Source organism: Nocardia sp. NBC_01009 (genome assembly GCF_045208035.1).
GTDB lineage: Bacteria > Actinomycetota > Actinomycetes > Mycobacteriales > Mycobacteriaceae > Nocardia.
This window is the reverse complement of the sequence record NZ_CP108695.1, coordinates 5,512,918-5,538,502: the sequence shown is the minus strand read 5'-3', so window position 1 is coordinate 5,538,502 and position 25,585 is coordinate 5,512,918. Positions and strand designations below refer to the sequence as shown.

The window sequence follows — 25,585 nt, the reverse complement described above, 5'->3', positions numbered from 1 at the left end:
ATGGAACCGTGGTTGGCGCTGAGAGTGATCTTGCTGACTATCCGTCCTCTGGGTGGCGGAGGCGTTCGCGAAGGTCGGCGCTCAGCTGACGGCAGCGCCGAACCACTTGGGCAGCTGGCTGAGCAGGTCCTGCTGGTTTTCACCGACCCACGCCACGTGGCCGTCCGGCCGCAACAACGCCGCGGGCACGTCCAGTTCCTCGCTGACGTCGACGACGTGGTCGACCCGATCTGCCCAGCCCGCCACCGAGAGCCGGCCGGTCTGGTCGAGCAGTAGCCCGCGGCCGCTGTGCATCAGCTCGTAGAGGCGCCCCCGCTTCAACTCGACGTCCCGCAGCCGCCGGCCGAGCAGTTCGTGCCCCTCGCCGAGGTCGTAGCGAACCCCGATCGCGGTGATCTTCTCGGTCAGGTACCGGTTCACCTCCTCGAAGTCCATAAGTTCCGACAGCAGCCGGCGCACGGACCGGGGACCCGGCTCGGTGGACATCAGCTCGGACTGCACGCGGGTGTTGTTCAGCACGTCGGCGGCTACTGGGTGCCGTTCGGTGTGGTAGCTGTCCAGCAGCCCGTCCGGTGCCCAGCCGTTGACCTCGGCGGCCAGTTTCCAGCCCAGATTGAACGCGTCCTGGACGCCGAGGTTGAGGCCCTGCCCGCCCAGCGGTGGGTGGACGTGCGCCGCGTCGCCGGCCAACAGCACCCGGCCGACCCGGTAGCGCTCGGCCAGCCGGGTGGCGTCGCCGAAGCGGGACAGCCAACGCGGTGAGTGCACGCCGAAGTCGGTGCCGGCGAACACCCGCAGCTGTTGCTTGAACTCCTCGAGGGTCGGCGGGACCGACCGGTCCTCGGCCACCCCCTCGGCGGGCACGACGACGCGGTATACCCCGTCCCCGGAGGGCCCGGCGCCGAACCCCTTGTGGGTCTTGCGGACCTCGGCCACCACGGCGGCCAGCGTCTGCGGCGGCGCGGCCACCTCCATCTCGCCCAGCAGCGACTCGACCCGGGTGGGCTCGCCGGGGAAGCCGACGCCGAGCAGCTTGCGCACCGTGCTGCGGCCGCCGTCGCAACCGACAAGGTAGCGCGAGCGCAGCTGCGTGCTGTCGGTCAGCTCGACGGTCACCCCGTGGTCGTCCTGGCTCAGCCCGATCAGTTCGCAGCCGCGCCGGATCTCGACGCCGAGTTCGGTGGCGTGCTCGGTCAGCAGGCGCTCGGTGACGGGCTGCGGGATGCCGAGGACGTACGGATGTGCAGTGTTCAGCCGGTCGGGCTGCGGCTTGGTGATGCCGGCGAAGAAGCCGCCGACCGGGTACTGCTTGCCGAGCGCGAGGAACCGCTCCAGCAGACCGCGCTGGTCCATCACCTCGACGCTGCGCACGTGCAGGCCGAGCGACCGGACATGCCTGGTCGGCTCGGCCTCCTTCTCCAGCACGAGTGCGTGCACGCCGTGCAGCCGCAACTCGCTGGCCAGCATCAAGCCGGTCGGTCCACCGCCGGCAACGATCACGTCGATCATGAAAACCTCTCATTCGACAAGGTTGCATTTCGGCCAGCTGCTCCGGGGAGTCCGGCGGCGAGCACACCCGCACTTCCGCGCCGAGTGCCCGCAACCGCACCGCGAGGCCCACCGGGCGGTTCGACGCCCCGCGAGGCCCACACCTCGACAAGAGCACACGTACTTCGCGAACCCCTGATTTCCGCAGGTTCTGGCTTCGACCGGAGATTCTGCAGCACGACCCGGGTCTTGCCGCAAGACCCCCGGTGGCTATATGTTGAGAGTGGCAGGAGTGGGTAACCTCCTTGCCTTTGCGCTTTGCCGTCCGCTGCGGACGGACAAGCTCCTCCCGAAGCAGTGACGTGCCGCGTACGGCGATGCGCGTCAACGCCGAATTGGTGCCACGGGCGGCGCTCGTCTGCTCGGCTGCGTGTCAGCTCGAGATGCGGGCTTGGATGCCGTCGAGGAGGAAGTCGAGGCCGGTGCGGAAGGTTTGGTCGGCGTCCAGGTGGGCGCCGTCGCGTATGACCGCGGACAGCGCGGGGAATCGGCCAGTTGCAAAGTTCCGCTCCAGATAAGGCCCGAAGGCGGCCTGCCACTGCCTCTTGTCCATCCCGGTGGCCCGCTCGGCGCGCTGCTCGGTGATCTCCCGGCGCACCGCGCCGATCACGTACGCATTGACCGCGTCGACCACCGGCATGACGGTGTCCACGTCGACGCCGCCCATCGCGGCCACCACAGCCTCTCCTCTGGCCAGCGCGTGCGGCCCGAGCTGAGGCCGCCCACCGATCAGGTCGGCAAGCCATTCGTGCTGGTGAGCGGTCTGCCGGGTGGTTTCGGCAAGGGACCGTAGCACCTCTCGCCAACCGTCTCCGGCCGGCCGCAACTCGGCGTAGACCGAATCGACCATCAGGTCGAGCAACTCCTCCTTGGTGGCGATGTAGCCGTACAGCCGCATCGGCCCGACGTCCAGTGCGGCGGCAACCTTACGTAGCGACACCGCCGCCAGCCCGTCCGCGTCCGCCAGCCGGATCGCCGCTCGTACGATCCGCTCCCGGCTTAATGGGGCCGGCACCGGTCGATCCGGCGGCTCCGGCCTCTCCCACACCAACATGCCGCTGACGATACATCGCATGCTTCGATACAGTGTATTTGATAATGCAGTGTATCGAAGGGCGACCATGACTATGACCATCACCATCGTCGGAGCCGGACTGGGCGGCCTGACCCTCGCCAGGGTGTTGCACGTGAACGGCATCGACGCCGTCGTGTACGAACGTGAACTCTCGCGCGGCGCGCGTGGTCAGGGCGGCATGCTCGACATACATTCCGGGCAGCGAGCGCTGCGTGAGGCCGGCCTGATCGACCAATTCCACGCGATCGCCCGCGGCGAAGGGCAGGACATGCGCCTTCTGGAGCCGGACGGCACCTTGCTGCTCCAGGAGGACACGCCCGACGACGCCCCGCTCGAGCGACCCGAGGTCGACCGCGCCGATCTGCGCAACCTGCTGCTGGATTCCCTCCCCGAAGACGTGGTGCGCTGGGGGCACGCGTTCAAATCCGCCGACAACGGCCTGCTGCACTTCGCCGACGGCAGCAGTGCGACGTATGACCTGCTGGTCGGCGCGGACGGCGCGCAGTCCCGGGTCCGCGCGCTGCTCACCGACGCCCGCCCGGCGCATATCGGTCAGAACGTCGTCGAGGTCGGCATTCCCGACATCGACCGCACGCACCCCGACCTCGCGGCGATGGTCGGGCGCGGCAACTACTGGGTGCTCGGCAACGGACTATCCCTGGCGGCGCAGCGCAACGGCGACGGCCGCGTTCGCATCGGCCTCAGCTTCTATAACACCGCCGAGGACTGGTTCGCTACCAGCGGGATCCCGTTCGACGACCCGGCCGCCGCCCGGGCGCGGCTGATCGACCTGCTCCCCGGCTGGGACTCACGGTTCACCGCGCTGATCGCGGCCTGCGACGACACGGTCGTGCCGCGGTCGATCACCACTCTCCCGGTCGGACTGACCTGGCCGTCGACGCCAGGCGTCACGCTGCTCGGCGATGCCGCGCACCTGATGCCGCCGGTGGGAGAGGGCGCCAACATGGCGCTGCTCGACGGCGCCCTGCTCGGTCTCGCGCTGGCCGCGCACCCGGACGACTTTCCCACCGCCGTCAAAGAATACGAACGCGAGATGTTCGAACGCACCAGCGCTGCCGCCCGGATGTCCGCACGAATGCAGGAAGTCCTGACGTCGCCGGACGCCAGCCGAAGAATGCTCGCATTCTTCCAACCTGGCTGAATGTCACCGATAACGGCTCCTCAAGCTGTCATGAAGTGCAAAGTACGAACGACGTCGCTGGGCGTAGTGGTGTTCCGTAGGCCGATCGCTCTACGGAACACCGCGCCCGACCGGCTCCGCCCCGCTCGCCGGTGTTCGGTAGAGGTGTTCCGCGAACTGTTCCGGTGAACCCCCGTCCTAGGGAACGATCTCCGGTGTGATCGCACCCTTCCGCGTGGGATACGTGCGCTGCTCCACATTGAACCGGCCGACGGAGCGAACGGTGCACATCTGGCCGCGAACCCCAGATGGTGGATCGTCCTCCGACGCAACGGGATCAGGTCGGTCAGGAGCCGATGTAGGCCGCGAGGTGCTCGCCGGTGAGGGTGGAGCGGGCGGCGACGAGGTCGGTGGGGGTGCCTTCGAAGACGATCCGGCCGCCGTCGTGGCCTGCGCCGGGGCCGAGGTCGATGATCCAGTCGGCGTGCGCCATGACCGCCTGATGGTGCTCGACGACGATGACCGACTTGCCGGAGTCGACGAGCCGGTCGAGCAAGCCGAGCAACTGCTCGACGTCGGCGAGGTGGAGGCCCGCGGTCGGCTCGTCGAGGACGTAGACGCCGCCCTTCTCGGCCATGTGGGTGGCCAGCTTGAGCCGCTGCCGCTCGCCGCCGGACAGCGTGGTGAGCGGCTGACCGAGGCTGAGGTAGCCGAGCCCGACGTCGGCGAGCCGGCCGAGGATGGCGTGCGCGGCCGGAATGTGCGCTTCGCCTGCGCCGAAGAACTCCTCGGCCTCGGTCACCGACATCGCCAACACCTCGCTGATGTCGCGGCCGCCGAGGTGGTATTCCAGCACCGACGCCTGATACCGCTTCCCCTCGCACTCCTCGCAGGTGGTGGCGACACCGGCCATCATCGCCAGGTCGGTGTAGACCACCCCGACGCCGTTGCAGGTGGGACAGGCGCCCTCGGAGTTGGCGCTGAACAGCGCTGGCTTCACGCCGTTGGCCTTCGCGAACGCTTTGCGGATCGGGTCGAGCAGTCCGGTGTATGTCGCCGGGTTGCTGCGCCGCGACCCGCGGATCGCGCCCTGGTCGACCGACACCACATCCGCGCCGCGGGGGATCGACCCGTGCACGAGCGAGCTCTTGCCGGAGCCGGCGACGCCGGTGACAACGCAGAGCACCCCGAGCGGGATATCGACGTCGACGTCCTGAAGGTTGTGTGTTGTCGCGCCGCGGATCTCCAGCGTGCCGGTGGGCTTGCGCACAGCCTCCTTGACGGCGGCGCGATCGTCGAAATGGCGGCCGGTGATGGTTCCGCTGGCCCGCAGCCCCTCGACGGTGCCCTCGAAGCAGACGGTGCCGCCCCCCGTACCGGCACCGGGGCCGAGGTCGACAACGTGGTCGGCGATCACGATCGTCTCCGGCTTGTGCTCCACGACGAGCACCGTGTTGCCCTTGTCCCGCAGTTGCCGCAGCAGGTCGTTCATCCGCTGGATGTCGTGCGGATGCAGCCCGATGGTGGGCTCGTCGAAGACGTAGGTGACGTCGGTGAGCGCCGACCCGAGGTGGCGGATCATCTTGACGCGTTGCGCCTCACCGCCCGACAGCGTGCCCGACGGCCGTTCGAGTGAGAGGTATCCCAGCCCGATCTGCACGAACGAGTCGAGGGTGTGCCCCAGCGCGGCGAGCAACGGCGCGACCGACGGCTCGTCGAGGCCGCGGACCCATTCGGCGAGGTCGCTGATCTGCATCGCGCAGGCGTCGGCGATGTTGATCCCGCCGATGCGCGAGGAGCGGGCCAGCTCGCTGAGCCGGGTGCCAGCGCATTCGGGACAGGTGGTGAAGGTGACCGCCCGGTCCACGAACGCCCGGATGTGCGGCTGCAGCGCGTCGGGGTCTTTGGCGAGGAACGATTTCTGCACCTTGGGGATCAGCCCCTCGTAGGTGAGGTTGACGCCGTCGACCTTCACCTTGGTCGGCTCTTTGTAGAGGAAGTCGTTGAGTTCCTTCTTGGTGTACTTGCGGATCGGCTTGTTCGGGTCGACGAAGCCCGACTCGGCGTAGACCCGCACCGTCCAGAAGCTGTCCGACTTCCAGCCCGGGATGGTGAACGCGCCCTCGGCGAGCGACTTGGAGTCGTCGTAGAGCTGGGTGAGGTCGATATCGGAGACTGCGCCCCGGCCTTCGCAGCGTGGGCACATGCCGCCGGTGATGCTGAAGCTGCGACGCTCCTTCACGGTTCGTCCGGCGCGCTCTATGGCGACCGCACCCGCTCCACTGATCGAGGCGACGTTGAAGGAGAACGCCTGCGGCGAGCCGATGTGCGGCTGCCCGAGTCGGCTGAAGAGGATGCGCAGCATCGCGCTGGCGTCGGTGGCGGTACCGACGGTGGAGCGGGGGTCGGCACCCATCCGCTGCTGGTCGACGGTGATCACGGTCGTCAGCCCTTCGAGCACGTCGACCTCGGGCCGCGCCTGCGACGGCATGAAGCCTTGTACGAAGGCACTGTAGGTCTCGTTGATCAGCCGCTGCGACTCCGCGGCGATGGTGCTGAACACCAGCGAGCTCTTACCCGAGCCGGAGACGCCGGTGAACACCGTCAGCCTGCGCTTGGGGATCTCGATGCTGACGTCCTGGAGGTTGTTCACGCGCGCGCCGTGCACGCGGATCAGATCGTGGCTGTCGGCAGCGTGCGGTGCCGGCGACTTCGTTTTCGTCCTCGTGGCCGTGGTCATCGTGTCTCCATCTGTTGCGCGGGCCGTGTTGGCGGTCTCCGTCGTCGTGGCCTTGCTCGATCTAATCAGGCTTCGATCAGTGCGTTCGGTTGTCCCTCGTCGGCGCGCCCGGTCGGACCAACCGGCGGCCGTCACGCGTCAGCTCGCGGTCGAGCTCCTCGTCGGCCTCGCGCCAAGCCTCGATGCGGCGCGAGGGCATGCGGTATCAGTGGTACGGGCCTGGCCCCGGTGTGTGCGACGCGGCACCGGCCACCTATGCCCACTTCTGTTGGTTGGCGGACGCTCGGCGGTTGCACCGCCTCCGGGCCTCGGGAGCGCGTGTGGCACTCATCGGTTGTGCAGCAGCCCGGGGACGTTTCTCTCGGTGCCGGCCTCATGCCGGGGCTCCTTGACGGTGCCGACTGTGCAGGTGATGGTTGCGATCGCCGGATGGCTCAGCGCAGCTCCTGGATGCGGACCAGGTTGCCCGCGGGATCGCGAACCGCGCAGTCGCGAACCCCGTACGGCTGCTCGGTCGGTTCTTGAACGACCTCGGCGTCGCTGGCCTGCACCCGCTCGAAGGTGCCGTCGAGGTCCTCGGTGGCCAGGAGGATGCCGCCGTAGGTGCCTTTGGCCATCATCTCGAGAATGGTGCGGCGCTCATCGTCGGTGATGCCGGGGTCGACGGCAGGCGGATGCAGGACGATGGAGGTTCCGGGCTGGTCGGCGGGGCCGACGGTGATCCAGCGCAGCCCGTTGTATCCGACGTCTTTGCGGACCTCGAAGCCGAGGGTGTCGCGGTAGAAGGCCAGGGCTGCGTCCGGGTCGTCCTGGGGCAGGAAGCTCGAGTGAATGGTGATGTCCATGGCAATCAGGCTAATTGCGGGTCGGCGACCTGCGCTTCTCGATTCCTGACTGGTCTGGTCACCTGTTTCGCCACGCAGGACGGTATCCCCGCCGTCGCGAGGGCCGCCTCGCGCCGGTAGGTGCTGGGCGGCATACCGACCAGCTCGGTGAAGCGAGTGCTGAAGGTGCCCAGCGACTGGCAGCCGACCGCGAAACAGACCTCGGTGACGCTGAGGTCGCCACGACGCAACAGCGCCATCGCGCGCTCGATGCGCCGTGTCATCAGGTAGCCGTATGGCGATTCGCCGTAGGCGAGGCGGAACTGGCGGCTGAGGTGTCCGGCCGACATGTGCGCGTCGCGGGCGAGCGCCTCGACGTCCAGCGGCTGTGTGTACTCCCGGTCCATCCGGTCGCGGACGCGGCGCAGTCGCGCGAGGTCGCGCAGGTACTGTTCCGTGGCGGGTTTGCTGGTCACTTCCGCGATCGTCCCACGTCGCGCTGGAGTTGACCAGCGCCGCACGCGTTCCACTGCACTCCGCGTCCGCTTTGCCACCGGTCTGCTCCAGGTTCAAGGACAGAGCATTCGTCGAAGAGGTCTGCGAGCTGCCCGAGAGCACGGGAGCACGGCGATGCTGCTCGGGCGGCCCGGTGACGGTGGCGTTCAGCAAGGACTGGCGTCGGACCTGACGGAGTTCGATGACGGTATGGACTCGGTGCACCGCGTTACCGACGCAGGCACGATTCGGCGTGCGGGTGGCTCAGGTGGGTGGGGCCTGCTGTTGGAATACCTCCAGGATCTGTGGCAGTGCGATGCGGGCGGTGCTGCCGTGGTCGATGTCGCCGAGGTCGAGCAGGGTGGCTTTGTCGCTGTGCAGTGCTTGCAGGCAGTGTTCGGAGTTGGCATAGGGGATGCTGCGATCGCCAGAGGCGGCATAGAGGTGGACCGGAACGCGTGGTGTCCAGTTGCAGGTGCCGTCGGTATCGGCGACGGCGTCGCGTGCGGCTCCGGTGGGGTTGCGTGACCAGGCGATGAACTTGGGCGTCAACAGTTGTTGTGGCGCGGTGAGCAGGGCTGCGCCGATGGCGATTTCGGTGTGATTGCCGTCGAAGAGTGCCTCCACTGTGGCGGCATACGGTTGCTGGAATGCTTCGGCGGGGCTGTCGTAGAGATGGTGGATGCGGTTCATCGAGGTGAGCCAGTATGCGAAGTAGAAGACCGCGCTCGCGGGCATCACCCGGCCGTCCAGTCCGGCGGGCGTCTGCACGTTCTGCACATCGTAGGGTCCGCTCACCGGTGCCAGCGCCGCGAGCCCGAAGCCGGGGATCTGGCCCGCGTGCAGTGCCTTGCCCAGCGCCGTCGCCGCCTGGCCGCCTTGGGAGAAGCCGGTGACCAGGATGTTCGGGTCGAGTTCGCGTTGCTCGCGGGCCGCGACCGCGCGGGCCGCGCGCAACAGGTCGACCGAGGCACTGACTTCCGTCGGGGCATGGGTGTAGGGATGGAACCCGGGTCCTTCGCCGAGTCCCAAATAGTCCGGCGCGACCGCCGCATAGCCCGCCGCGGCGAACGTGATGGTGCGCGCCCGGTCAGGGCGGGTCGTCCCGTTCACCGACGGCGCATCGCTCTTGAGCGACAGCGTGCCGTGCGCGTAGCTGACCACGCGCAGCCTGCGGGAGTCGGTGCGCGGCAGCACGACCAGGCCGCTCGCGGTCGTCGGCCGGCCGCTGGTGTCGATGGTCCGGTATACGACGCGATAGGCGTCGATACCGTTGCGGGCCGAGGCGTTCAGGTACGTGCTGGTGTCGGCTGCCGACATCTGAGCGACCGGTGTTGCCGAGACGATCTCGCCGCGGGTCGACTGCTCGGCGGGTGCCGTGGTCGCACGGCTGTCCGCGTCCGGTTTGTCTGCGGCCGCGCACGCCGCCGACCCACCCAGCAACACGATCGCGCCGAGCACCGCGACCGCGCGACGCATGGATCCGATCATGACTGTGCCCGCCTCTCCTCGGCGAATTCACCGCCTGCACGACAGCATTCGCTGCATTCTGCGACGGCCTGCGCGGCATGGTGAACACTCGAACCATGTCGTCCTTCGACGCTCGTGCACTGGCCACCGGTTGGCTCGACTACACCCTGCGCGGCGACCCACCTGCTGAGTCTGTTCGCACCGGACTTCTACGACAATGTCAGTGGCCGTGGGCTGGACATCCTCGACGTCGTCGCCCAGTGGTACGACACGAGTTTTGCAGACCGCAGTGCAGAATTGCACGAGGTGCTGTCGAGCGAGGACCGCGTCATGGTGTGGTACACCTTTCGCGGTCGGCGCATCGGCAATGGGTTTCCGCGGTTGCATGGTCGTCGCATCGAGGGAAGACCGGTGGCCTGGGACCAGGTGCACATCTTTCGGGTACGACGGGTTGGTTGTCGAGCGCTGGGCCGTGCGTGACGACGCCCAGTTGCGGGATTCGGTCGAAGGACCGAAGGCTATGTGACACGGTGCGTCGCGTGTACTATTCGCCCGAATAAGACCCCACCGCGGGAGCTCGGGCACGGCCGGGCTGAGAGGGCGGACCCGATGTTTCGCCGACCGCATGAACCTGTCCGGGTAATGCCGGCGTAGGGAGTAGTGCTCCGGCATGTCCGCACAGACCCTGGATGAATCCGAACGGCACGAGGCGCCGCTGACCCTCGAGGAGCCCGCACCGAAGGTGCTGTCGTTCTGGGACCAGAGCGCCTTCTGGGCCAATCTCGGCGTCAGCCTTGTCGCGTTTACCGGCGCGTACACCGTGCTGGCCCCGAACACCGAGTACGCGCCGCAGATCTCGATCGCCGCGGGCATCCTCGCGATGATCGTGGGAACTGTCCTCGGCGGTGTGATGCTCGGGCTTGCCGCGGTGCCGGGGGCACAGACCGGCAAGCCCGCGATGGTGTTGCTGCGTGGCCTGTTCGGCGCGAAGCTCAGTTATCTTCCGACCGTGCTGAATATCGCCCAGCTCATCGGCTGGGGGACCTTCGAGTTGATCGTCATCGGTAATGCGGCCGAAGAGTTGTTCGGCGGTGGTCCGCACTGGCTGTATGTGGTGGTGGCCGGTGTGCTGACGACCGCGCTGACGATCTGGCCGCTCGGCTCGGTCCGAATGCTGCGACGGTTCGTGACCGTCGGCGTGGTGATCGCCCTGATCTGGTTCTACATCCAGTTCCTGCACAAGGGTCTGCCCGACCTGACCACCAATCCCGGCCCCAAGGGTTCTGGGCCGTTCGGTGTCGACTGGAGTTTGTTCTGGATCGCCACCGATGCGGCGCTGGCCGTGTCGATCTCGTGGGTGCCGGTCGCGGCCGACTACACCCGCCATTCCCGCAGCACCGGTGCCGCTTTCGGTGCGGCCAGCGGGGCGTATGCAATCACCCAGATCGTCGCCTACATCCTCGGCCTGTTCGCACTGGCCCTCGCGACCGGTGACGGCGGCCAGTACACGCCGTTCCTGCAGGTGAGTCTCGGTGCGGTGTTCTTCTTCGTTTTCGTGTTGCGGGAGGCCGATCAGTCCTTCGCCAATGTGTACTCCACGGCTGTGTCCATCCAGAACCTCGCGCCACGCATCGACCGTCGGGTGCTGTCGATCGGGCTCGGTGCGCTGATCACCGTGCTGGCGCTGCAGCTGAAGATGGAGAACTACTTCGGTTTCCTCGGGTTGATCGGTTCGGTGTTCGTGCCGCTGCTCGGTGTGCTCGTCGCCGACTTCTTCCTGCGCGCGAAGGGGAACTGGAATACCACACCGGATGCCCCGTCGCGCTGGGGGATGATCGTCGCCTGGCTGGTGGGCTTGTCGGTGTATCAGCTCATCAACCCGGGTGACGCGGGCGTCTGGACCGACTTCTGGGTGAACATCCAGGAGAAGCTGCACTTCACCAAACAGCCGTGGATGAGCGCGTCACTGTTATCGTTCCTGGCCGCGGTGCTGGTGGCCTGGATTGTCGGGCGGGTCGCGACCGCCCGGAAATCGTCCTGACAGCACCGCGATTCGCGTAAAGGTTCAGACGATCAAGGTTTGGCAACCCGGTCGCGTGCGACGCCAGGCCACCGCAAGGAACACGATCAGGCCCAGCAGTGGCAGGGTGCCGATGGTCCAGCTCAGCGGCAGTGGTGGTCCGGGTTGGTCGAGAACTTCGACGCCGTCGAGGGTCCCTTCACCGTGCCCGAGCGGCCCGTCGATGCTGAAGGCGAATCGGTAGCTGCCGGGGTCGTCGAACGCTTTGACATCCAAGCCCCAGGAATCGCGTTTACGGGGGTGCCGCACCAGCGGGGCGGCGCGGCGTCCCGGTTTGATCGCGGGCCCGGTCACGCGCAAGGTTCCGGACTTGTCGGCGATGCCGCCATCGGGCATGAACGTGAAGTCCAGGGACTTCATCGCACGCAGTGGCCAGGTGGAGAACCCGACGGTGAGGCTGTACGGGCCGGCCTGGACCCGCTCGGTGTGCACGACGTCGACCGGCGCGTACGCGGCGGCGGGTGCGATCGCGATCAACGACAGTGTGACAGCAGCCAACACAGCGACAGCGAGTCTGCGCAGCACGGTCATCGGTGGTCCTCCGTTGCGGGAGCGAGAAGGGGCAGCATGGTGGTGAATCGGCCGCCCAGGAATCCGGCGAGCAATCCCAGCGGAATCCCGAGCAGCGTGACCGTCAGGACGTCGGCGAATGCGAGGTGGGACATGGCGTGGGTGAGGTTCATTTGCAGCGGAAAGCTCACCCCGACGATTACGCCGGTCGCGACTCCGGCCACCAGCACGATCTTCTTGGCGTCGTAGCCGCGGGTGCGGGCCAGCCAGAACAACCCTTCGACGACGGTGGCCGCGACGATCAGGAACATCGGCATGATCGCGGGCAGCTCCGGTGGCCGGCCGGTGAGACCGTCACGTAGCGGCAGCCCGATCGCCGAGGCATAGGTTTCGGCAGCCCACGGCGAGAACCACCACAGGATCGCCTGCATCGCTCCCAGCGATCCGGCGATGGCGACGGCGGCCCCGGCGCGGGCAAGCAACGCCGCGCCGAGGATCAGCAGCATCGGCCCGAACAGCACGATCCCGAGGATGGTCGGATCGGCGGGCAGCTCCAGGTTGTTCAAAGCGTTGGTGGGGATCGGCGCGAAAGTGATCAGGATCGGGATCGCCACCACGATGCCGATCCTGCCCCAGCGGTGGTCGCGATGGGCGGCGAAAACAATGATGCTGCCGATCATGGTGAGCGTGATCGACAGGAACAGCGCCACGTGCGAGGGGGTGTTCAGCACCGCGTCGAAGCCGTAGATCGAATGCCACTGCAGATCGAGGAGACCGTAGAGCAGGAACAATGCCGCACCGGCTCCGGCGATCATGTAGCCCAGCGGTGCGGTGAGATTGCTGCCGAACACCCGTATGGGCGTGCCGCCCATACGGGGCACCGGTCGTCCGGCGCGTTGGGCGGAGGTGGCGATGAGGACCATGGCGAGGCTCGCGAACCCGGAGATGGCGCTGCCGGAGTACAGGAACAAATGCGGCAGGGTGAAGAAGGTGTCGGGGCCGACTTCGTTGTGCCACTGGATATCCCAGCTCAAGCCCACCAGTGTGACAGCGGTGCCGAGGACGACGACCCAGGCCCCGATACGTGCCGCCGTGCCATTGTCGGAAGCGGCGGCCGGTGCGGATTCTGCGGTGGTCACCGACGGTCCGGCATGGTCTGCGGACGTGTCGGACGGTGCTGGGGTGCTCATGACGGGCGGTCCTTTCTCTGGTCGTGCTGCGGTGGTGGTTCCTGGTGCGTGTGGGGCCGCATCGGTGTCAGCCACCGACCCACACCGGCAGCGTGAGCTGCTCGCCGCCGTCGTGGGTATCGATCGAGAGCCGGAGGTCCCAGGGGCCGGTCATCATCAGGGCCACACCCGCCGCATGGAAGTGGCCGGGACTCATTGGCGCCGCCGTCACCGGTTGCCCAGCGTGGCCCATGAGCGGCTGGTTCGCCTGAAGCAGCACGGCGCCATGGTCGATCGGGACACCGGCCCGATCGGTGATCGTGATGTCCATGTCGGTGGTGCCGAGGCGCAGCCTGTCGACGGTGACGGTCACGAGATGCTGGGGTGTGCCGGTGTTCAGCACTACTGGGGCGGGCGAGCGCGGCCACACGAGCCACACGAGCCACACGATGACAGCGATGACGACGCCACCACCACCGACAAGAACACCGGGCCGCCACGAACCCTGGCCGGTTGCCGGTGCGGCGGTCGGTGCCGCGCTCACCGGTGCGCTCCTGCCGGCGGGGCGGCGGCGACATCGAGCACGACCGGAACAGTGAGCACGGTGTAGTGCCGTTCGACCTGGATCCACAGTCGGTATCGGCCCGCGGAAGGGAAGGTGTAGGTGAAAGGGACATCGGGCCCGTAGGCGGCCACGGTTTCGTCCGGGGCGCTGTCGCCGTTCACAGGTGTCATCAGCATGGTTCCCCGACCTGCGGCGGCGGTCGGGCCACCCATCTCGTGCATGCCGCGCATCCCCGGCATGTCGGACATACCTGTCATCGATGTGGAACCCATCGAGTGGGCGTGTCCCCAGATGGGCGAATTCTGTACGGCCGCAGCGATATCGGTGCCATCGGTGTCCGGCAGTGGTCCGGCCATGATCAGGTGCCCGACCATGCCGAGCCAAGGTTGCAAGTCGGCGGTATCGCCGACCTCGACGGTGAGGGTGGTCGGTGTGCCGGCTACCGTGGTTGTTGTTCTGACCGTGATGGGGTTGGTGTCCATTACGGTCGATGCGGTGGTCGTTGCTGCGCCCAGATGCACTGCGGTCGCTGGCGGAACCTGTGCTGTCGCACCTGGTGTGACAGTGAAACCGGTTGCGACGCGCACCATTTGGACCCCGCCGCCGCGGCGGGCCAGCTCGGCGGACAGGGCATGATGCCCGGGTTCGGGCGAGGCCAGATGGACTTGATAGCGGCCAGGGGCGATCCGGATCGGGTGCAGATGCGACAGTCGACCGGACGGGCCGACCACCAGCAGGTGCATCAGCGCACTGTCGTGCACGAGCAGGTCGTCGACGGGTGCGCCGGTGGCCGCGTCGATCACGACCAGATCGAGATCGCCCGGCTGCCCGGCCGACACGGGGCCACCTGCCACGGTGAGCAGCACTGGGGGACGGGAGAAGTCCGAGATCAACGGTTGTCGTAGGGCATAGGGATTCTCGACGTTGTCCACCGTCGGGTCGAGCTGGCTGCCGGGTTGCGGAGGAAGCGGTAGCGACGCCGACAGCAGCGCGGCCGTCACCGACACCGCGATCCCGGCCACCATCCCACCGGCCGGAAGCAGCGCCCACCCGCTGCGGCGGGCACGGATCGCCATCAGGATCGACACGGGCAGCAGCACTCCTGCGACGAGGAACCCGCCGTAGACCAGACGCTCCGGCGGCGAGGTGACCTGTGCGGGCACCACGAACGGAATCCGCGCCACGCGCACGCCGTCGCCGACGGCCAGCTCCCACGGCCCGGCCCGATCCATTGCCAGTGTGGCCGAGTACATCCCGGGTGTGCCGCCGAGATCGATCACCGCCTCGGTGCTGGGCGCTCCCGGGGCAGGTGCCCTCGGGTGTGCTGTCGCTCCGGTCGGTGTCGCCGCGAGCGTGAGTTGTCCTGCGGCAGTCCCCGTGTGGGTGACGACGTCCACGCGAAGCGGGCCGGGCACGCTGGTCACCCGACGCAGCACGAGGGTCAGTTCGCGATCTCCGAGGCTTTGGGCGACCGACACGTCCGCGCCCGAGGCCGGCGAGTCGGCGAACGCCGGTGCCATCCACACGGACACGAACAGAGCGCACAGTCCCGCGGCGAGCAGGACGCGGCCGCGAACGGCATGAGCGGCAACGGTCACCACCGCCATGGTAGGGGCGGGAACCGGCGAGATCATCACCTTCAGTGGGGATTTGGCCTCCCTCGCCGGAGTGATGCCGCGCTGGGGGAAGTCCCGGATAATCCGACGCCCGGTGGATGTTCGCGCGCCGGCAGCGCGGTTCGGGTTTTGTGTAGGGTTGGGCTGGTGACGGACTCTGCTGTCGGCGATCCCGCCGTACCGACCCTGTTCGAATGGGCGGGCGGCATGCCGGCCTTCGAGGCGTTGACCACCGCGTTCTACCGTGAGGTCCTGAAGGACGATGTGGTCGGCCCATTGTTTCGCGGCATGGACCCCGGGCATCCGAAATATGTCGCGATGTGGCTGGCCGAGGTGTTCGGCGGGCCCGAGACCTACAGCAGCGAGCGCGGCGGCTACCACCACATGGTGCGTCAGCACCTCGGCAAAGCGATCACCGAACCGCAGCGTCGTCGCTGGGTGAACCTGCTGATGGATGCCGCCGACGAGGTCGGTCTGCCCGCCGACCCGGAATTCCGCGCCGCTTTCGCCTCCTACATCGAGTGGGGCACCCGTATCGCGCAGACGAACTCGCAGCCCGAGGTACACCCGCCGCTGGAAGCGCCGATGCCGCACTGGGGCTGGGGCGTCGCACCGCCGTATCAGCCGTAGGTTCGGTGGTGGCGTGCGGTCGACGCCGACGTTGGGTTAACGCTGTTATCGTCGATAGCGCCCATAGCGCCGGGCGGGAGTGGACCGCGCGCTGCACCTGCGCCAACAAGGACGAATCCTGTTGAAGTACGTTCCGCGTGTTGTTCTGTTCCTGGCGATTCCCGCCGTGCTGTTCCTACTGCCCTGGTGGACCGTGGTCGAAGCGCCGACCAGCGGCGACGGCCCGTTGTTCTGGCTGGGGTCGGCGGTGTTCCTGCTCGGGTTCCTCAGCCTGCCCGCGGCCATGTTCCTCGGGCACGGGCCCGCACAGTCGGATGCCGCATCTATCGTCGGCGACACGTTGCTCGGTGTGATGTGGGTGGTGTTCAGCTGGTCGGTGATCGGCAACATTGCCCGCGTGGGGTTGATCGCCGCCGGGGTGGCGGATCCGGGACGATCGCGCATCGTCGCGGTCGGAGTGCTCTCGGTGGCGGCAGTGTTGACGGTGTGGGGAATCGTCGAGGCGCGGCGGGTGCCTCGGGTGCGCACGCTGGAGGTGTCGATCCCCGGACTCGGGCGCGGACTCGACGGGCTGCGGATGGTCGTCATCACCGATACCCATTTCGCGGCGCTGGACCGGTTGCGGTGGTCGGAGCGGGTCGTTGAGGTCGTCAACGCGCAGCGGCCCGATATCGCTTGCCACGCAGGCGATCTCGCGGACGGATCGGTCGCGAAGCGGCGCGCGCAGGTGGATCCGCTGGGCAAGGTGGACGCCGAGCTCGGCAAGTTCTACATCACCGGCAACCATGAATACTTCGGCGATGCGCCCGGCTGGATCGAGCACATGGCCTCGATCGGATGGCAGCCGCTGCACAATCAGCACGAGACCGTCGGCCGGGGCGGGGACCAACTGGTGATGGCGGGCATCGACGACCCGACCGGTGTCGGGCTCGAAGGCCACGGGCCGAACCTGTCTGCCGCACTCGCGGGCGTGGAACCGAACACACCGATCGTGTTGCTCGCCCATCAGCCCCGCCAGGTCGCCGAAGCCGCCGCTGCGGGTGTCGCACTGCAGATCTCCGGCCACACCCACGGCGGTCAGATCTGGCCGTTCCACTACCTTGTTCGCCTCGAGCAGCCGGTCGTCGCCGGCCTGAGCCGCCACGGCGCGGGCACCCAGCTGTACACGAGCCGCGGCACCGGATTCTGGGGCCCGCAACTGCGGGTTTTCGCGCCCAGCGAGATCACCGTCCTGGTGTTGCGGTCACCCCAGAGCTGAGGAGAGTTCGCGGGAGGCACGACGAGCGTTCTCGCCGGGGAAACGCTATTGCGTCGGCGCCGTCCGAACCGGGCTAGTCGACCGCGATCGCCTCGGCGCCGGTGACCGCGATCAACTCGTCGAAAGTGGTCGGGAAAACGGTGTGTGGATGTCCGGCGGCGGCCCAGATCTGCTGCTGCTCGGCCAAGGTCTCATCGATCACTGTCCTGATCGGAGCCGGATGCCCGACCGGGGCTACACCACCGATGGCCTGGCCGGTGTGTTCGCGCACGAATGCGGCACTCGCGCGAGCGAGTTCGGGGACGCCCAGGTGCGCGGCGACCTTGCCGGTGTCGACCCGATGCGCGCCACTGGTGAGCACGAGCACCGGGGTGCCGCCGGTATCGAAGATCAGGCTGTTGGCGATCGCCGCGACCGGGCAACCGAGTTGTTGGGCCGCGGCGGCCGCGGTGGGGGCGGTTTCCGGGAGGACCCGAACCACGGGGGTCACTCCGGCCGCGCGCAGGGCGGCCTCGACGGCGAGCACAGTTGGCTTGCGGGCGATCTCGTCCATGGCGGCGATCCTAGCCGCGGCCTTCCCGGCCGACCGGGTCAGGCGCAGGCGACCAAGCGGGCGGCGTTGGCGGTTTCGTCGTCGGCGGCCTCGTTGGCCGCCAGTTCGGCCTGGACGCGGTCGCGGTAGCGGGCGACCTCGCGGTCGGTGTCGGCAGCGTCCCAGCCGAGGTGGGGGCCGATCAACCAGGCGATCTCCGGCGCAGCGGCCAGGCCACGGTCCCGGGATTCGATGGAAATGCGGGTGCGGCGGGTGAGGACGTCGTCGAGATGCAGCGCACCCTCATGGGTGACCGCGTAGACGATCTCGGCGGCGAGGTATTCCTCGGCGCCGGTGATCGGCTTGCCGAGGTCGGCGTCGGCGGCGATCAGCTCGAACAGGTCGCAAACGGCGGAGCCGTAGCGGCCGAGCAGTCGTTCGACGGTGGTGGTGGACAGTCCGGCTCGCTGTGCCACGCTGTGCACGTCGGCGACCAGTTCCTGGTAGCCGACCGCGCCGAGTAGCGGCAGATGCTCGGTCACCGACGGTGCGGCCGCGCGACCGAGACCCTCGACCGCGGCGTCGACGACATCGGCGGCCATCACCCGGTAGGTGGTGTATTTGCCGCCCGCGATCACCAGCAGGCCCGGAACCGGTTCGGCGACAGCGTGTTCGCGCGAGAGCGTGGCGGTGTCGCTGGAGGCGCCTGACAGCAGGGGACGCAGGCCGGCATAGGTGCCGACGACGTCGGCGCGGGTCAGCGGCTCGCGTAGGACCGCGTTGACGTGGTCGAGCAGATACTGCACGTCGGCATTGCTTGCCGAGGGATGATCCTTGTCCAACGACCAATCGGTGTCGGTGGTGCCGATGATCCAGTGGTTGCCCCACGGAATCACGAACAGCACGCTCTTCTCGGTGCGCATGATCAGCCCGGTATCCAGGTCGAGGCGTTCGCGCGGAACGAGAATGTGCACACCCTTGGAGGTGCGGACATGAAACGGGAACTCCACGCCGGTCATCTGGTTCATCTCGTCGGTCCATACGCCGGTCGCGCTGATCACGCGGCGGGCGCGCACGGTGTATTCGCGGCCGGATTCGAGATCGGTGACGTGCGCGCCGACGACGCGGGCGCCATCGCGCAGCAGGCCCGTCACCTTGGTGCGGGTCAGTACCGTGGCCCCGTGCTGCGCGGCGGTGCGGGCAATCGTCATGGTGTGGCGGGCGTCGTCGACCTGTGCGTCGAAGTAGCGGATGGCGCCGGTCATCGTGTCGGCACGCAGCGCGGGCGCCAATTCCAGTGCCCGCGTGCGCGACAGATGCTGGTGCATCGGCAGCGCGCGTGCCCCACCCATCGTGTCGTAGAGTGCGACGCCCGCACCGATGTAGGCGCGCTCCCACACCCGATGCTGCAGCGGCAGCAGGAACGACACCGGGCGGACCAGATGCGGCGCCAGTTTGCGCAGCAGTAGGCTGCGTTCCTTCAATGCCTCGCGCACCAACGCGAAGTCGAGTTGCTCGAGATAGCGCAGCCCACCGTGGATGAGTTTGCTCGACCGGCTCGACGTGCCGGCCGCGAAGTCCCTGGCCTCCACCAGAGTCACCGACAGGCCGCGCGCGGCGGCGTCGAGGGCGGCGCCGGCGCCGACGACGCCGCCGCCGATGACGAGGACGTCGATTTCATGGTCGCCCAATGTGTTCAGCGCGGCAGCGCGGTAGGCGGGGTCCAAACGAGCGGACACAGCGTTCTCCTTGTTTCAGTGCTAGTCAGTAGTCGATAACGGGTCGTCGAGGCATGTCAGTCCTCGACGTCGATCCAGTCGAGGGTGCGCGCGACCGCCTTTTTCCAGCGGGCGTAGCCGCGCTCGCGCTGGTGTTCGCTCCCGGTGGGGTTCCAGCGTTTGTCCTCGTGCCAGTTCTGCACGAGTTCGTCTGTGCTGCCCCAGAATCCGACGGCGAGACCGGCGGCGTAGGCGGCGCCGAGCGCGGTCGTCTCGGCGACCATCGGACGCGACACGGCGACGCCGAGGAAGTCGGCCTGCAGCTGCATGCACAGTTCGTTGGCGGTGACGCCGCCGTCGACGCGCAGCACATCCAGCCGCACCCCCGAGTCGGCCTCCATGGCTTCGACGACGTCGCGGGTCTGGTAGCAGATGGATTCGAGGGTTGCGCGCGCGAGATGGGCGTTGGTGCTGTAGCGCGAGAGGCCGACGATCGCGCCGCGGGCGTCGGATCGCCAGTAGGGTGCGAACAGTCCGGAGAATGCGGGCACGAAGTACACCCCGCCGTTGTCCTCTGCTTGGCGCGCCAGCGATTCGCTTTGTGCCGCACCGGAAATGATGCCGAGCTGATCACGCAGCCACTGCACGGCCGAGCCGGTCACCGCGATCGAGCCTTCCAGCGCGTACACGGGCTTCTCGGCACCGAACTGGTAGGCCACGGTGGTGAGCAGCCCGTGCCGGGAGTGCACGATTTCGTGACCGGTGTTGAGCAGCAGGAAGTTTCCGGTGCCGTAGGTGTTCTTCGCTTCGCCGGGACGGAAGCACACCTGGCCGACGGTGGCCGCCTGCTGATCACCGAGGATGCCCGCCAGCGGCACCGCGCCGCCGAACGGTCCGTCGGTGCGTGTGGTGCCGAACAGCTCGGGGTTGGCGGAGGGGGCGATCGCAGGCAGCATGACGCGCGGAATTCCCAACAGCGACAACAATTCTTCGTCCCAGTCGAGGGTTTCCAGGCTCATCAGCATGGTGCGGGCGGCGTTGGTGGGATCGGTGACGTGTACGCCGCCGTCGGTGCCGCCGGTGAGGTTCCACAGTAGCCAGGTGTCGGTGGTGCCGAAGATCGCCTCGCCCCGTTCGGCATCGGCCGCGACGCCGGGGATGTTGTCCAGGATCCAGCGCAGCTTGCCGCCGGAGAAGTAGGTAGCGGGTGGCAAACCGGCCTTGCGGCGGATGATTTCGCTGTGGCCTGCGCGTTCGAGCTCGGCGGCGATGCGGTCGGTGCGGGTGTCCTGCCAGACGATGGCATTGCCGTAGGGGCGCCCGGTCCGGCGATTCCACACCACGGTGGTTTCGCGCTGATTGGTGACGCCGACGGCGGCGAAATCCGTGGCGGTCAGATCGGCCTTGGTGAGGGTGCTTTGAATGACGGCCCTGGTACGTTCCCAGATCTCGGTGGGATTGTGTTCCACCCAGCCCGGTTGCGGCAGGATCTGTTCGTGCTCGAGCTGGTGACGCGCAATTTCGTTGCCCCCGTGGTCGAACACCATGAAGCGGGTGCTCGTGGTGCCCTGATCGATGGCGCCGACGTACCGGCTCATGACTGCGCCTCGCTGAGGCTGGGCTTCGTCATGCCGAGGAGCGGCGAGTTGATGATGCGCTCGCTGATGGCTGTCCTGAGCGCCCACCCCGTATTGGCCGGCAACACAGTCGCGACCACACCGACTCCGAGGAGCACCAGCATTCCCATGCCGAGTGCTGCACTCACCGAGATCGAGCCGAAGTTCACCGTTGAGTCTCCGTTCGCCGTGCTTGGTCGCGACCGCGACCGTCGATTCGACGTTACGGAGGGATTTCGTCATCGGACATACCTCGCGTTCGACAATGCTGAACGATCGAGGTGTCGGTGGGGAACTGCCGCGGCTACTGTCCGGCCGTCGAGGAGGTCGCTATGACGCAGGTCATGTCCGGTGTTGCTCCACGATTACTGCGCATTCGACATTGTCGAACCGGGGGGTTCCGGTTAAGTTTCCGGTTATGCCAGGTCCGATCCAATCGATCGAGCGAGCGGCGGCCGTGCTGCGGTTGCTCGCTCGCGGTTCCGGCCGCCTCGGCGTCGCCGACATCGCCGGGGCACTCGGTCTTGCCAAGCCCACCGCGCACGGCATCCTGCGTACTTTGCATGGTGTCGGGTTCGTCGAACAGGACCCGGCCAGCGGCAAATATCAACTCGGCGCGGCATTGCTGCACCTGGGCACCAGCTACCTCGACGCCAACGAGCTGCGTTCACGGGCGATCAACTGGGCCGACGGGCTTGCCGCGCGCACCGGTGAGTCGGTGCGTATCGGGGCTCCGGCCGAAGGGACTGTGGTGGTGGTCCATCACGTCTTCCGGCCCGACAACACCGAACAGGCACTCGAGGTCGGGGAGCTGCTGCCGCCGCACGCGACCGCGCTCGGCAAGGTGCTGCTGGCCTACGACTCCGACCTGGCGGCCGCGGTACGCGGCAGCGCCCTGCCCTCGCTCACCCGAAGAACGATCGTCGACCGCGTCGCGCTCACCCGGGCGCTTGCCGGTGTGCGCCAGGCCGGGTGGGCCGGGGACACCGAGGAGTTCAGGCCGGGCGAAGCGGGCATCGCGGCGCCGATCCGCGCCCACGGTGGACTCGTGGTCGGCGCCATCGGCATCAGCGGCCCCGTCGACCGGCTCTGTGACTCGCAGCTGCGCCATCGGCCCACGCTGGTGGGTCATGTGCTCGACGCCGCGCACGCCGTGTCGCGTGATCTCGGTGCCGGACACTGACCTTGCCACGTCGCGGGCACGACCCGAATTCGCTCCCCGACCGCGACCCGGGGATGCGGCCACCGATCCCGACAGGAAGTAGCTGCGGATGACACAACGCTTTGTGCTGGCGATCGATCAGGGCACCACCTCCACCCGGTGCATCCTGTTCGATCAGCGAGCCCGCCTGGTCGGTGTCGCTCAGCGTGAACATCAGCAGCACTATCCGCGGCCGGGCTGGGTCGAGCAGGACGCAATGGAGATCTGGCGCAATGTCGGCCGCATCGTGCCGCAGGTGCTGCGCGACTCCCGCATCGCCGTCGATCAGATCGCCGCCCTCGGTATCGCCAACCAGCGCGAGACGACGGTGGTATGGGATCGCCGCACCGGCGCCCCGCTGCGCCGCGCCATCGTCTGGCAGGACGTGCGCACCGAAGAGCTGGTGCACGAACTGGCGGCGAAACCCGGCGCGGAGCGGATCCGCGAATTGTGCGGCCTACCCCTTGCCACCTACTTCGCCGCACCCCGGCTGCGCTGGCTGCTCGACACCACTCCCGGTCTGCGTGCGCGCGCCGAACGCGGCGAAGTTCTGTTCGGCACCATGGAATCCTGGCTGATTTGGAACCTCACCGGCGGCGTCGACGGCGGCAGCCACGTCACCGACGTCACCAACGCCAGCCGCACCCTGCTGATGAACCTGGCCACGCTCACCTGGGATGAGGAGCTGCTCGGTTTCTTCGGCATCCCCGCGGCGATGTTGCCGCGGATCCAACCCTCGACCGGGGACTACGGCACCACTCGCCGCGTCGTCCCCGGCATTCGCATTGCCGCGGCTCTCGGCGACCAGCACGCGGCTCTGTTCGGCCAAACCTGTTTCGCCCGTGGGGAAACCAAGTGCACTTACGGCACCGGCGGCTTCCTGATGATGAACACCGGCGCCGAACTGGTGCAATCCACCCATGGTCTGCTCACCACCATCGGTTATCAGATCGGCCCCGAGCCGGTCTATGCCCTGGAAGGCCCGATCGCGGTCACCGGCTCCCTGGTGCAATGGGTCCGCGACAATATCGGCCTGGTGGCCAGCGCCCCCGAAATCGAAACCCTTGCCCGCACAGTGGAAGACAACGGCGGCTGCTACATCGTCCCCGCCTTCTCCGGTCTCTATGCTCCGCACTGGCGCAGCGACGCCCGCGGCCTCATCGCCGGCCTCACCTCCTACATCACCAAAGGCCACATTGCCCGCGCCGTGCTGGAAGCCACCGCGTGGCAGACCCGCGAAGTGGTCGACGCCATGAACGCCGACTCCGGCCTGCAAGCCAGCACCCTGCGCGTCGACGGCGGCATGACCTCCGACAACCTGCTCATGCAAATCGTCGCCGACGTGCTCGGCATCCCCGTCATGCGTCCCTTCGTCCCCGAAACCGTCTCTCTCGGAGCGGCTTACGCCGCAGGGCTGGCAGTGGGCTACTGGCCGGACCTCGAAGGCCTGCGCAACAACTGGCGCCTGGCCGGACAGTGGATGCCACAGATGGATCCCGATCTGCGCGCTGAGGAATACGACAACTGGAAGCGCGCGGTCTCGCTGACCTTCGGCTGGTCACGTTCGAAACGGGCTCGCGACAGCACCAGGCCGGCGTCATGATCTTGTCCATGACGAAAGATATTGCTGGACAACAGATTTGTCATTGATACGGCGGTGGTGCGACGAGACGGTCAGAATCAAAGGGTGACCGAATTCCTACTATCACCCGATCGGCGAGACGAGCTCGCTGCCCTGCTCGGCGACGACGCGCGGTTTCGGGCCGAGTATCCGACAGTGGCGGACTACCTCGACACGGCCCCGCGGTTGCCCGGCAGCGGTGATGATGAGGCCGATCGTGCGTTCGACATTCGGCTGCTGCATTACATGACCGGTGGGCCGAGCGACAACCCGTATTGGGACATCGTCGCTCCCGCCGTCACAGATCGCGCGGGGGAGGCAACCGGCAGGGTGGTGAACGGAGGACGAGACAACGGAAGTGCGCGATTGGGGTTCGCACAGACCGTTCTGCAGGCTGTCTATGCCTACGCCATCCCTTCGCCGGAAACCCTGAGCTGGATCGCGGAGGTGTGCGAGGGCAGGCGGGTGCTCGAAGTCGGGGCCGGCCGCGGATACTGGGCCGATCAGATCGCCAGGGGCGGGGGCGAGGTGCTGGCATTCGATTCCGAACCGCCCGGCGTTCACGACAACATGTCTTTCCCCGTTGCCGCAGGTCAGCCCGCCACCTGGGGTCGGGTCGGCGATCTGGAGGAGCTGTCGGCGCTGCGCGCCGCCGGTGGCGATGGCGCGGGTGTGCTGCTGTTGTGCTGGCCGCCGGGCTGGGGTAACCCGATGGCCTCGGAAGCGCTCGCGTCCTACCGGCGGGCAGGCGGTGATCGCGTCATCTATATCGGCGAACCGCGCGGCGGAAAGACGGCGGACGACGCCTTCTTCGAGGCCCTCGATACCGAGTGGCAGCTGCTCGATCAGGATTCGAACTTCGTCGCATGGTGGAACCTCGACGACTCCGCGCAGTGCTGGCGCCGACACTCCTCCTGACTTTCGGCGATTCCGCGTTGTGTATACACAGCGACGTATACACTCGGCTCACGTTGTTGAAAGGACCTCGCGATGCCGGAACCCGCATACGTCGCCATCGCCGGCGAAATCGCGAAGCAGATCCGAACCGGCAAGCTTGCGCCCGGCACCCAATTACACAGCTATTCGGAACTGGCCGAGCTGTATGAGGTCTCGGGTGTCGTCATCCGTCAGGCGATCGCACTGTTGCTCAGTCAGGGGCTGGTCCGCACCGTCGCACGCAAGGGGACTTTCGTCTCGGAGCGACCGGATCTGGTCCGGGTATCTCCCGAGCGGCAGTTCGAAAGCGCGGAGGGTTCTTTCGGCAACGAGTCGGATCGTCCGGTGTGTGTAGATCGCGATGTTCGCCGGCTTCCAGCAGGCAACCTCGCGGAGCTGCTCGGCATCGCTCCCGACGACGAGGTAATGCACGTGATCACTCGCGTCACCGAGGACGGGCGACCGATCTCGATCTCCGATACCTATCAGCCGGTCGACCACGTACAGAAGGCCCCGGCATACCTGGAGGAGACGATCACCGACCGGCCACCGGCGCCCGAACACGCCACCTGGTTGGGCACCACCGCAGGCGAACTCGTCAAGACTGTGCACCAGAGATTCATCAATGCCGCCGACGAAGTGGTGATGATCTCCGACGTCAGCTATCCGCGCGATCGTTACAGCGCCTTCGTGTTCCGGATGAGACTCGATCATGACCCGGAGGTGGACGGTTTCACGTAGCAGACCGATCGGGAGTTGGCCCGTGATCGTTCCGGGCCTCGATAAGAGTGGCCCCCGGTGGTTCCAGCCACCGGGGGCCAAAAGCACCGAAGCGGTTCC

23 protein-coding genes and 1 riboswitch are annotated in these 25,585 nt (G+C 67.5%); of the genes, 9 read left to right on the top strand and 14 right to left on the bottom strand.

Annotated elements, in window-relative coordinates; translation table 11 throughout:
- Positions 1-81 precede the first annotated feature (81 nt).
- Positions 82-1,509: a rifampin monooxygenase gene (gene rox / locus OHA42_RS24715; RefSeq protein ID WP_406230234.1), complete on the bottom strand. Its 1,428-nt coding sequence runs from the start codon at positions 1,507-1,509 to the stop codon at positions 82-84.
- Positions 1,510-1,921: 412 nt separating this feature from the next.
- Complete coding sequence (locus OHA42_RS24710; RefSeq protein WP_406230233.1) at positions 1,922-2,602, bottom strand: TetR/AcrR family transcriptional regulator; 681 nt, start codon at positions 2,600-2,602, stop codon at positions 1,922-1,924.
- 67 nt (positions 2,603-2,669) lie between these two features.
- Between OHA42_RS24710 and OHA42_RS24705 the strand changes: the two genes are divergently transcribed.
- Positions 2,670-3,785: an FAD-dependent oxidoreductase gene (locus tag OHA42_RS24705; protein ID WP_406230232.1), complete on the top strand. Its 1,116-nt coding sequence runs from the start codon at positions 2,670-2,672 to the stop codon at positions 3,783-3,785.
- 325 nt (positions 3,786-4,110) lie between these two features.
- On the opposite strand, the gene OHA42_RS24700 is transcribed toward OHA42_RS24705, so the two are convergent.
- The 4 genes from OHA42_RS24700 to OHA42_RS24685 form a co-directional block, all read right to left on the bottom strand.
- Complete coding sequence (locus OHA42_RS24700; protein WP_406230231.1) at positions 4,111-6,504, bottom strand: ATP-binding cassette domain-containing protein; 2,394 nt, start codon at positions 6,502-6,504, stop codon at positions 4,111-4,113.
- Positions 6,505-6,938: 434 nt separating this feature from the next.
- A complete protein-coding gene (locus OHA42_RS24695) occupies positions 6,939-7,349 on the bottom strand; it encodes a VOC family protein (protein ID WP_406230230.1) in 411 nt (136 codons plus the stop codon).
- A gap of 5 nt (positions 7,350-7,354) precedes the next feature.
- Complete coding sequence (locus OHA42_RS24690; RefSeq protein ID WP_406230229.1) at positions 7,355-7,804, bottom strand: helix-turn-helix transcriptional regulator; 450 nt, start codon at positions 7,802-7,804, stop codon at positions 7,355-7,357.
- 283 nt (positions 7,805-8,087) lie between these two features.
- Entirely contained in the window at positions 8,088-9,314 is a 1,227-nt protein-coding gene (locus OHA42_RS24685; RefSeq protein ID WP_406230228.1) for a hypothetical protein, read from the bottom strand.
- A 114-nt stretch (positions 9,315-9,428) separates the two neighbouring features.
- On the opposite strand from OHA42_RS24685, the gene OHA42_RS24680 reads away from it, so the two are divergent.
- Together OHA42_RS24680 and OHA42_RS24675 are read left to right on the top strand one after the other, a co-directional pair.
- The gene (locus OHA42_RS24680) at positions 9,429-9,773 is read left to right on the top strand and encodes a nuclear transport factor 2 family protein (protein ID WP_406230227.1); all 345 of its coding nucleotides are present in this window, start codon (positions 9,429-9,431) and stop codon (positions 9,771-9,773) included.
- A gap of 79 nt (positions 9,774-9,852) precedes the next feature.
- Positions 9,853-9,969, top strand: a riboswitch (TPP riboswitch).
- On the top strand, positions 9,964-11,334 hold the full coding sequence (locus OHA42_RS24675) for a purine-cytosine permease family protein (RefSeq protein WP_406230226.1): 1,371 nt from the start codon (positions 9,964-9,966) through the stop codon (positions 11,332-11,334). (Overlaps the previous riboswitch by 6 nt.)
- Positions 11,335-11,358: 24 nt before the next feature.
- Here OHA42_RS24675 and OHA42_RS24670 read toward each other — a convergent pair whose 3' ends face one another.
- The 4 genes from OHA42_RS24670 to OHA42_RS24655 form a co-directional block, all read right to left on the bottom strand.
- Positions 11,359-11,904, bottom strand: a complete 546-nt coding sequence (locus OHA42_RS24670; protein ID WP_406230225.1) for a hypothetical protein — start codon at positions 11,902-11,904, stop codon at positions 11,359-11,361.
- On the bottom strand, positions 11,901-13,073 hold the full coding sequence (locus tag OHA42_RS24665; RefSeq protein ID WP_406230224.1) for a hypothetical protein: 1,173 nt from the start codon (positions 13,071-13,073) through the stop codon (positions 11,901-11,903). The genes OHA42_RS24670 and OHA42_RS24665 overlap by 4 nt, the downstream gene beginning before the upstream one ends.
- 67 nt (positions 13,074-13,140) lie before the next feature.
- A complete protein-coding gene (locus OHA42_RS24660; protein ID WP_406230223.1) occupies positions 13,141-13,596 on the bottom strand; it encodes a hypothetical protein in 456 nt (151 codons plus the stop codon).
- Positions 13,593-15,215, bottom strand: a complete 1,623-nt coding sequence (locus tag OHA42_RS24655; protein WP_406230222.1) for a hypothetical protein — start codon at positions 15,213-15,215, stop codon at positions 13,593-13,595. The genes OHA42_RS24660 and OHA42_RS24655 overlap by 4 nt, the downstream gene beginning before the upstream one ends.
- 165 nt (positions 15,216-15,380) lie before the next feature.
- On the opposite strand from OHA42_RS24655, the gene OHA42_RS24650 reads away from it, so the two are divergent.
- Together OHA42_RS24650 and OHA42_RS24645 are read left to right on the top strand one after the other, a co-directional pair.
- Positions 15,381-15,863, top strand: coding sequence for a group II truncated hemoglobin (locus OHA42_RS24650; protein ID WP_328401280.1), 483 nt, complete (start codon positions 15,381-15,383; stop codon positions 15,861-15,863).
- Between the two features lie 121 nt (positions 15,864-15,984).
- Entirely contained in the window at positions 15,985-17,121 is a 1,137-nt protein-coding gene (locus OHA42_RS24645; RefSeq protein WP_406230221.1) for a metallophosphoesterase, read from the top strand.
- Positions 17,122-17,194: 73 nt separating this feature from the next.
- On the opposite strand, the gene OHA42_RS24640 is transcribed toward OHA42_RS24645, so the two are convergent.
- The 4 genes from OHA42_RS24640 to OHA42_RS24625 are packed head-to-tail and all read right to left on the bottom strand — an operon-like array spanning position 17,195 to position 21,157.
- Positions 17,195-17,674, bottom strand: coding sequence for a YbaK/EbsC family protein (locus tag OHA42_RS24640; protein ID WP_406230220.1), 480 nt, complete (start codon positions 17,672-17,674; stop codon positions 17,195-17,197).
- Positions 17,675-17,712: 38 nt separating this feature from the next.
- A complete protein-coding gene (gene glpD, locus OHA42_RS24635; protein WP_406230219.1) occupies positions 17,713-19,392 on the bottom strand; it encodes a glycerol-3-phosphate dehydrogenase in 1,680 nt (559 codons plus the stop codon).
- A gap of 56 nt (positions 19,393-19,448) precedes the next feature.
- A complete protein-coding gene (gene glpK / locus OHA42_RS24630; protein ID WP_406230218.1) occupies positions 19,449-20,969 on the bottom strand; it encodes a glycerol kinase GlpK in 1,521 nt (506 codons plus the stop codon).
- Positions 20,966-21,157: a hypothetical protein gene (locus OHA42_RS24625; RefSeq protein WP_406230217.1), complete on the bottom strand. Its 192-nt coding sequence runs from the start codon at positions 21,155-21,157 to the stop codon at positions 20,966-20,968. The genes glpK (OHA42_RS24630) and OHA42_RS24625 overlap by 4 nt, the downstream gene beginning before the upstream one ends.
- Positions 21,158-21,405: 248 nt before the next feature.
- Between OHA42_RS24625 and OHA42_RS24620 the strand changes: the two genes are divergently transcribed.
- The 4 genes from OHA42_RS24620 (at position 21,406) to OHA42_RS24605 (ending at position 25,486) form a co-directional block, all read left to right on the top strand.
- The gene (locus tag OHA42_RS24620) at positions 21,406-22,170 is read left to right on the top strand and encodes an IclR family transcriptional regulator (protein WP_406230216.1); all 765 of its coding nucleotides are present in this window, start codon (positions 21,406-21,408) and stop codon (positions 22,168-22,170) included.
- 88 nt (positions 22,171-22,258) lie between these two features.
- Positions 22,259-23,791 carry a glycerol kinase GlpK gene (gene glpK, locus OHA42_RS24615; RefSeq protein ID WP_406230215.1) on the top strand — a complete coding sequence of 511 codons (1,533 nt, stop codon included), beginning with the start codon at positions 22,259-22,261 and terminating at the stop codon, positions 23,789-23,791.
- Between the two features lie 84 nt (positions 23,792-23,875).
- Positions 23,876-24,727, top strand: coding sequence for a hypothetical protein (locus OHA42_RS24610; RefSeq protein ID WP_406230214.1), 852 nt, complete (start codon positions 23,876-23,878; stop codon positions 24,725-24,727).
- 72 nt (positions 24,728-24,799) lie between these two features.
- Positions 24,800-25,486: a GntR family transcriptional regulator gene (locus OHA42_RS24605; RefSeq protein ID WP_406230213.1), complete on the top strand. Its 687-nt coding sequence runs from the start codon at positions 24,800-24,802 to the stop codon at positions 25,484-25,486.
- Positions 25,487-25,585: the final 99 nt, after the last annotated feature.

Excerpts from the sequence above, each read along its gene's own strand:
- OHA42_RS24665 (WP_406230224.1), bottom strand. The coding sequence starts at position 13,073 with ATGAGCACCCCAGCACCGTCCGACACGTCCGCAGACCATGCCGGACCG.
- glpK (WP_406230218.1), bottom strand. The coding sequence starts at position 20,969 with ATGAGCCGGTACGTCGGCGCCATCGATCAGGGCACCACGAGCACCCGC.
- glpK (WP_406230215.1), top strand. The coding sequence starts at position 22,259 with ATGACACAACGCTTTGTGCTGGCGATCGATCAGGGCACCACCTCCACC.
- OHA42_RS24705 (WP_406230232.1), top strand. The coding sequence starts at position 2,670 with ATGACTATGACCATCACCATCGTCGGAGCCGGACTGGGCGGCCTGACC.
- OHA42_RS24700 (WP_406230231.1), bottom strand. The coding sequence starts at position 6,504 with ATGACCACGGCCACGAGGACGAAAACGAAGTCGCCGGCACCGCACGCT.
- OHA42_RS24670 (WP_406230225.1), bottom strand. The coding sequence starts at position 11,904 with ATGACCGTGCTGCGCAGACTCGCTGTCGCTGTGTTGGCTGCTGTCACA.
- OHA42_RS24695 (WP_406230230.1), bottom strand. The coding sequence starts at position 7,349 with ATGGACATCACCATTCACTCGAGCTTCCTGCCCCAGGACGACCCGGAC.
- OHA42_RS24620 (WP_406230216.1), top strand. The coding sequence starts at position 21,406 with ATGCCAGGTCCGATCCAATCGATCGAGCGAGCGGCGGCCGTGCTGCGG.
- OHA42_RS24710 (WP_406230233.1), bottom strand. The coding sequence starts at position 2,602 with ATGTTGGTGTGGGAGAGGCCGGAGCCGCCGGATCGACCGGTGCCGGCC.
- OHA42_RS24675 (WP_406230226.1), top strand. The coding sequence starts at position 9,964 with ATGTCCGCACAGACCCTGGATGAATCCGAACGGCACGAGGCGCCGCTG.
- OHA42_RS24605 (WP_406230213.1), top strand. The coding sequence starts at position 24,800 with ATGCCGGAACCCGCATACGTCGCCATCGCCGGCGAAATCGCGAAGCAG.
- rox (WP_406230234.1), bottom strand. The coding sequence starts at position 1,509 with ATGATCGACGTGATCGTTGCCGGCGGTGGACCGACCGGCTTGATGCTG.
- OHA42_RS24640 (WP_406230220.1), bottom strand. The coding sequence starts at position 17,674 with ATGGACGAGATCGCCCGCAAGCCAACTGTGCTCGCCGTCGAGGCCGCC.
- OHA42_RS24685 (WP_406230228.1), bottom strand. The coding sequence starts at position 9,314 with ATGATCGGATCCATGCGTCGCGCGGTCGCGGTGCTCGGCGCGATCGTG.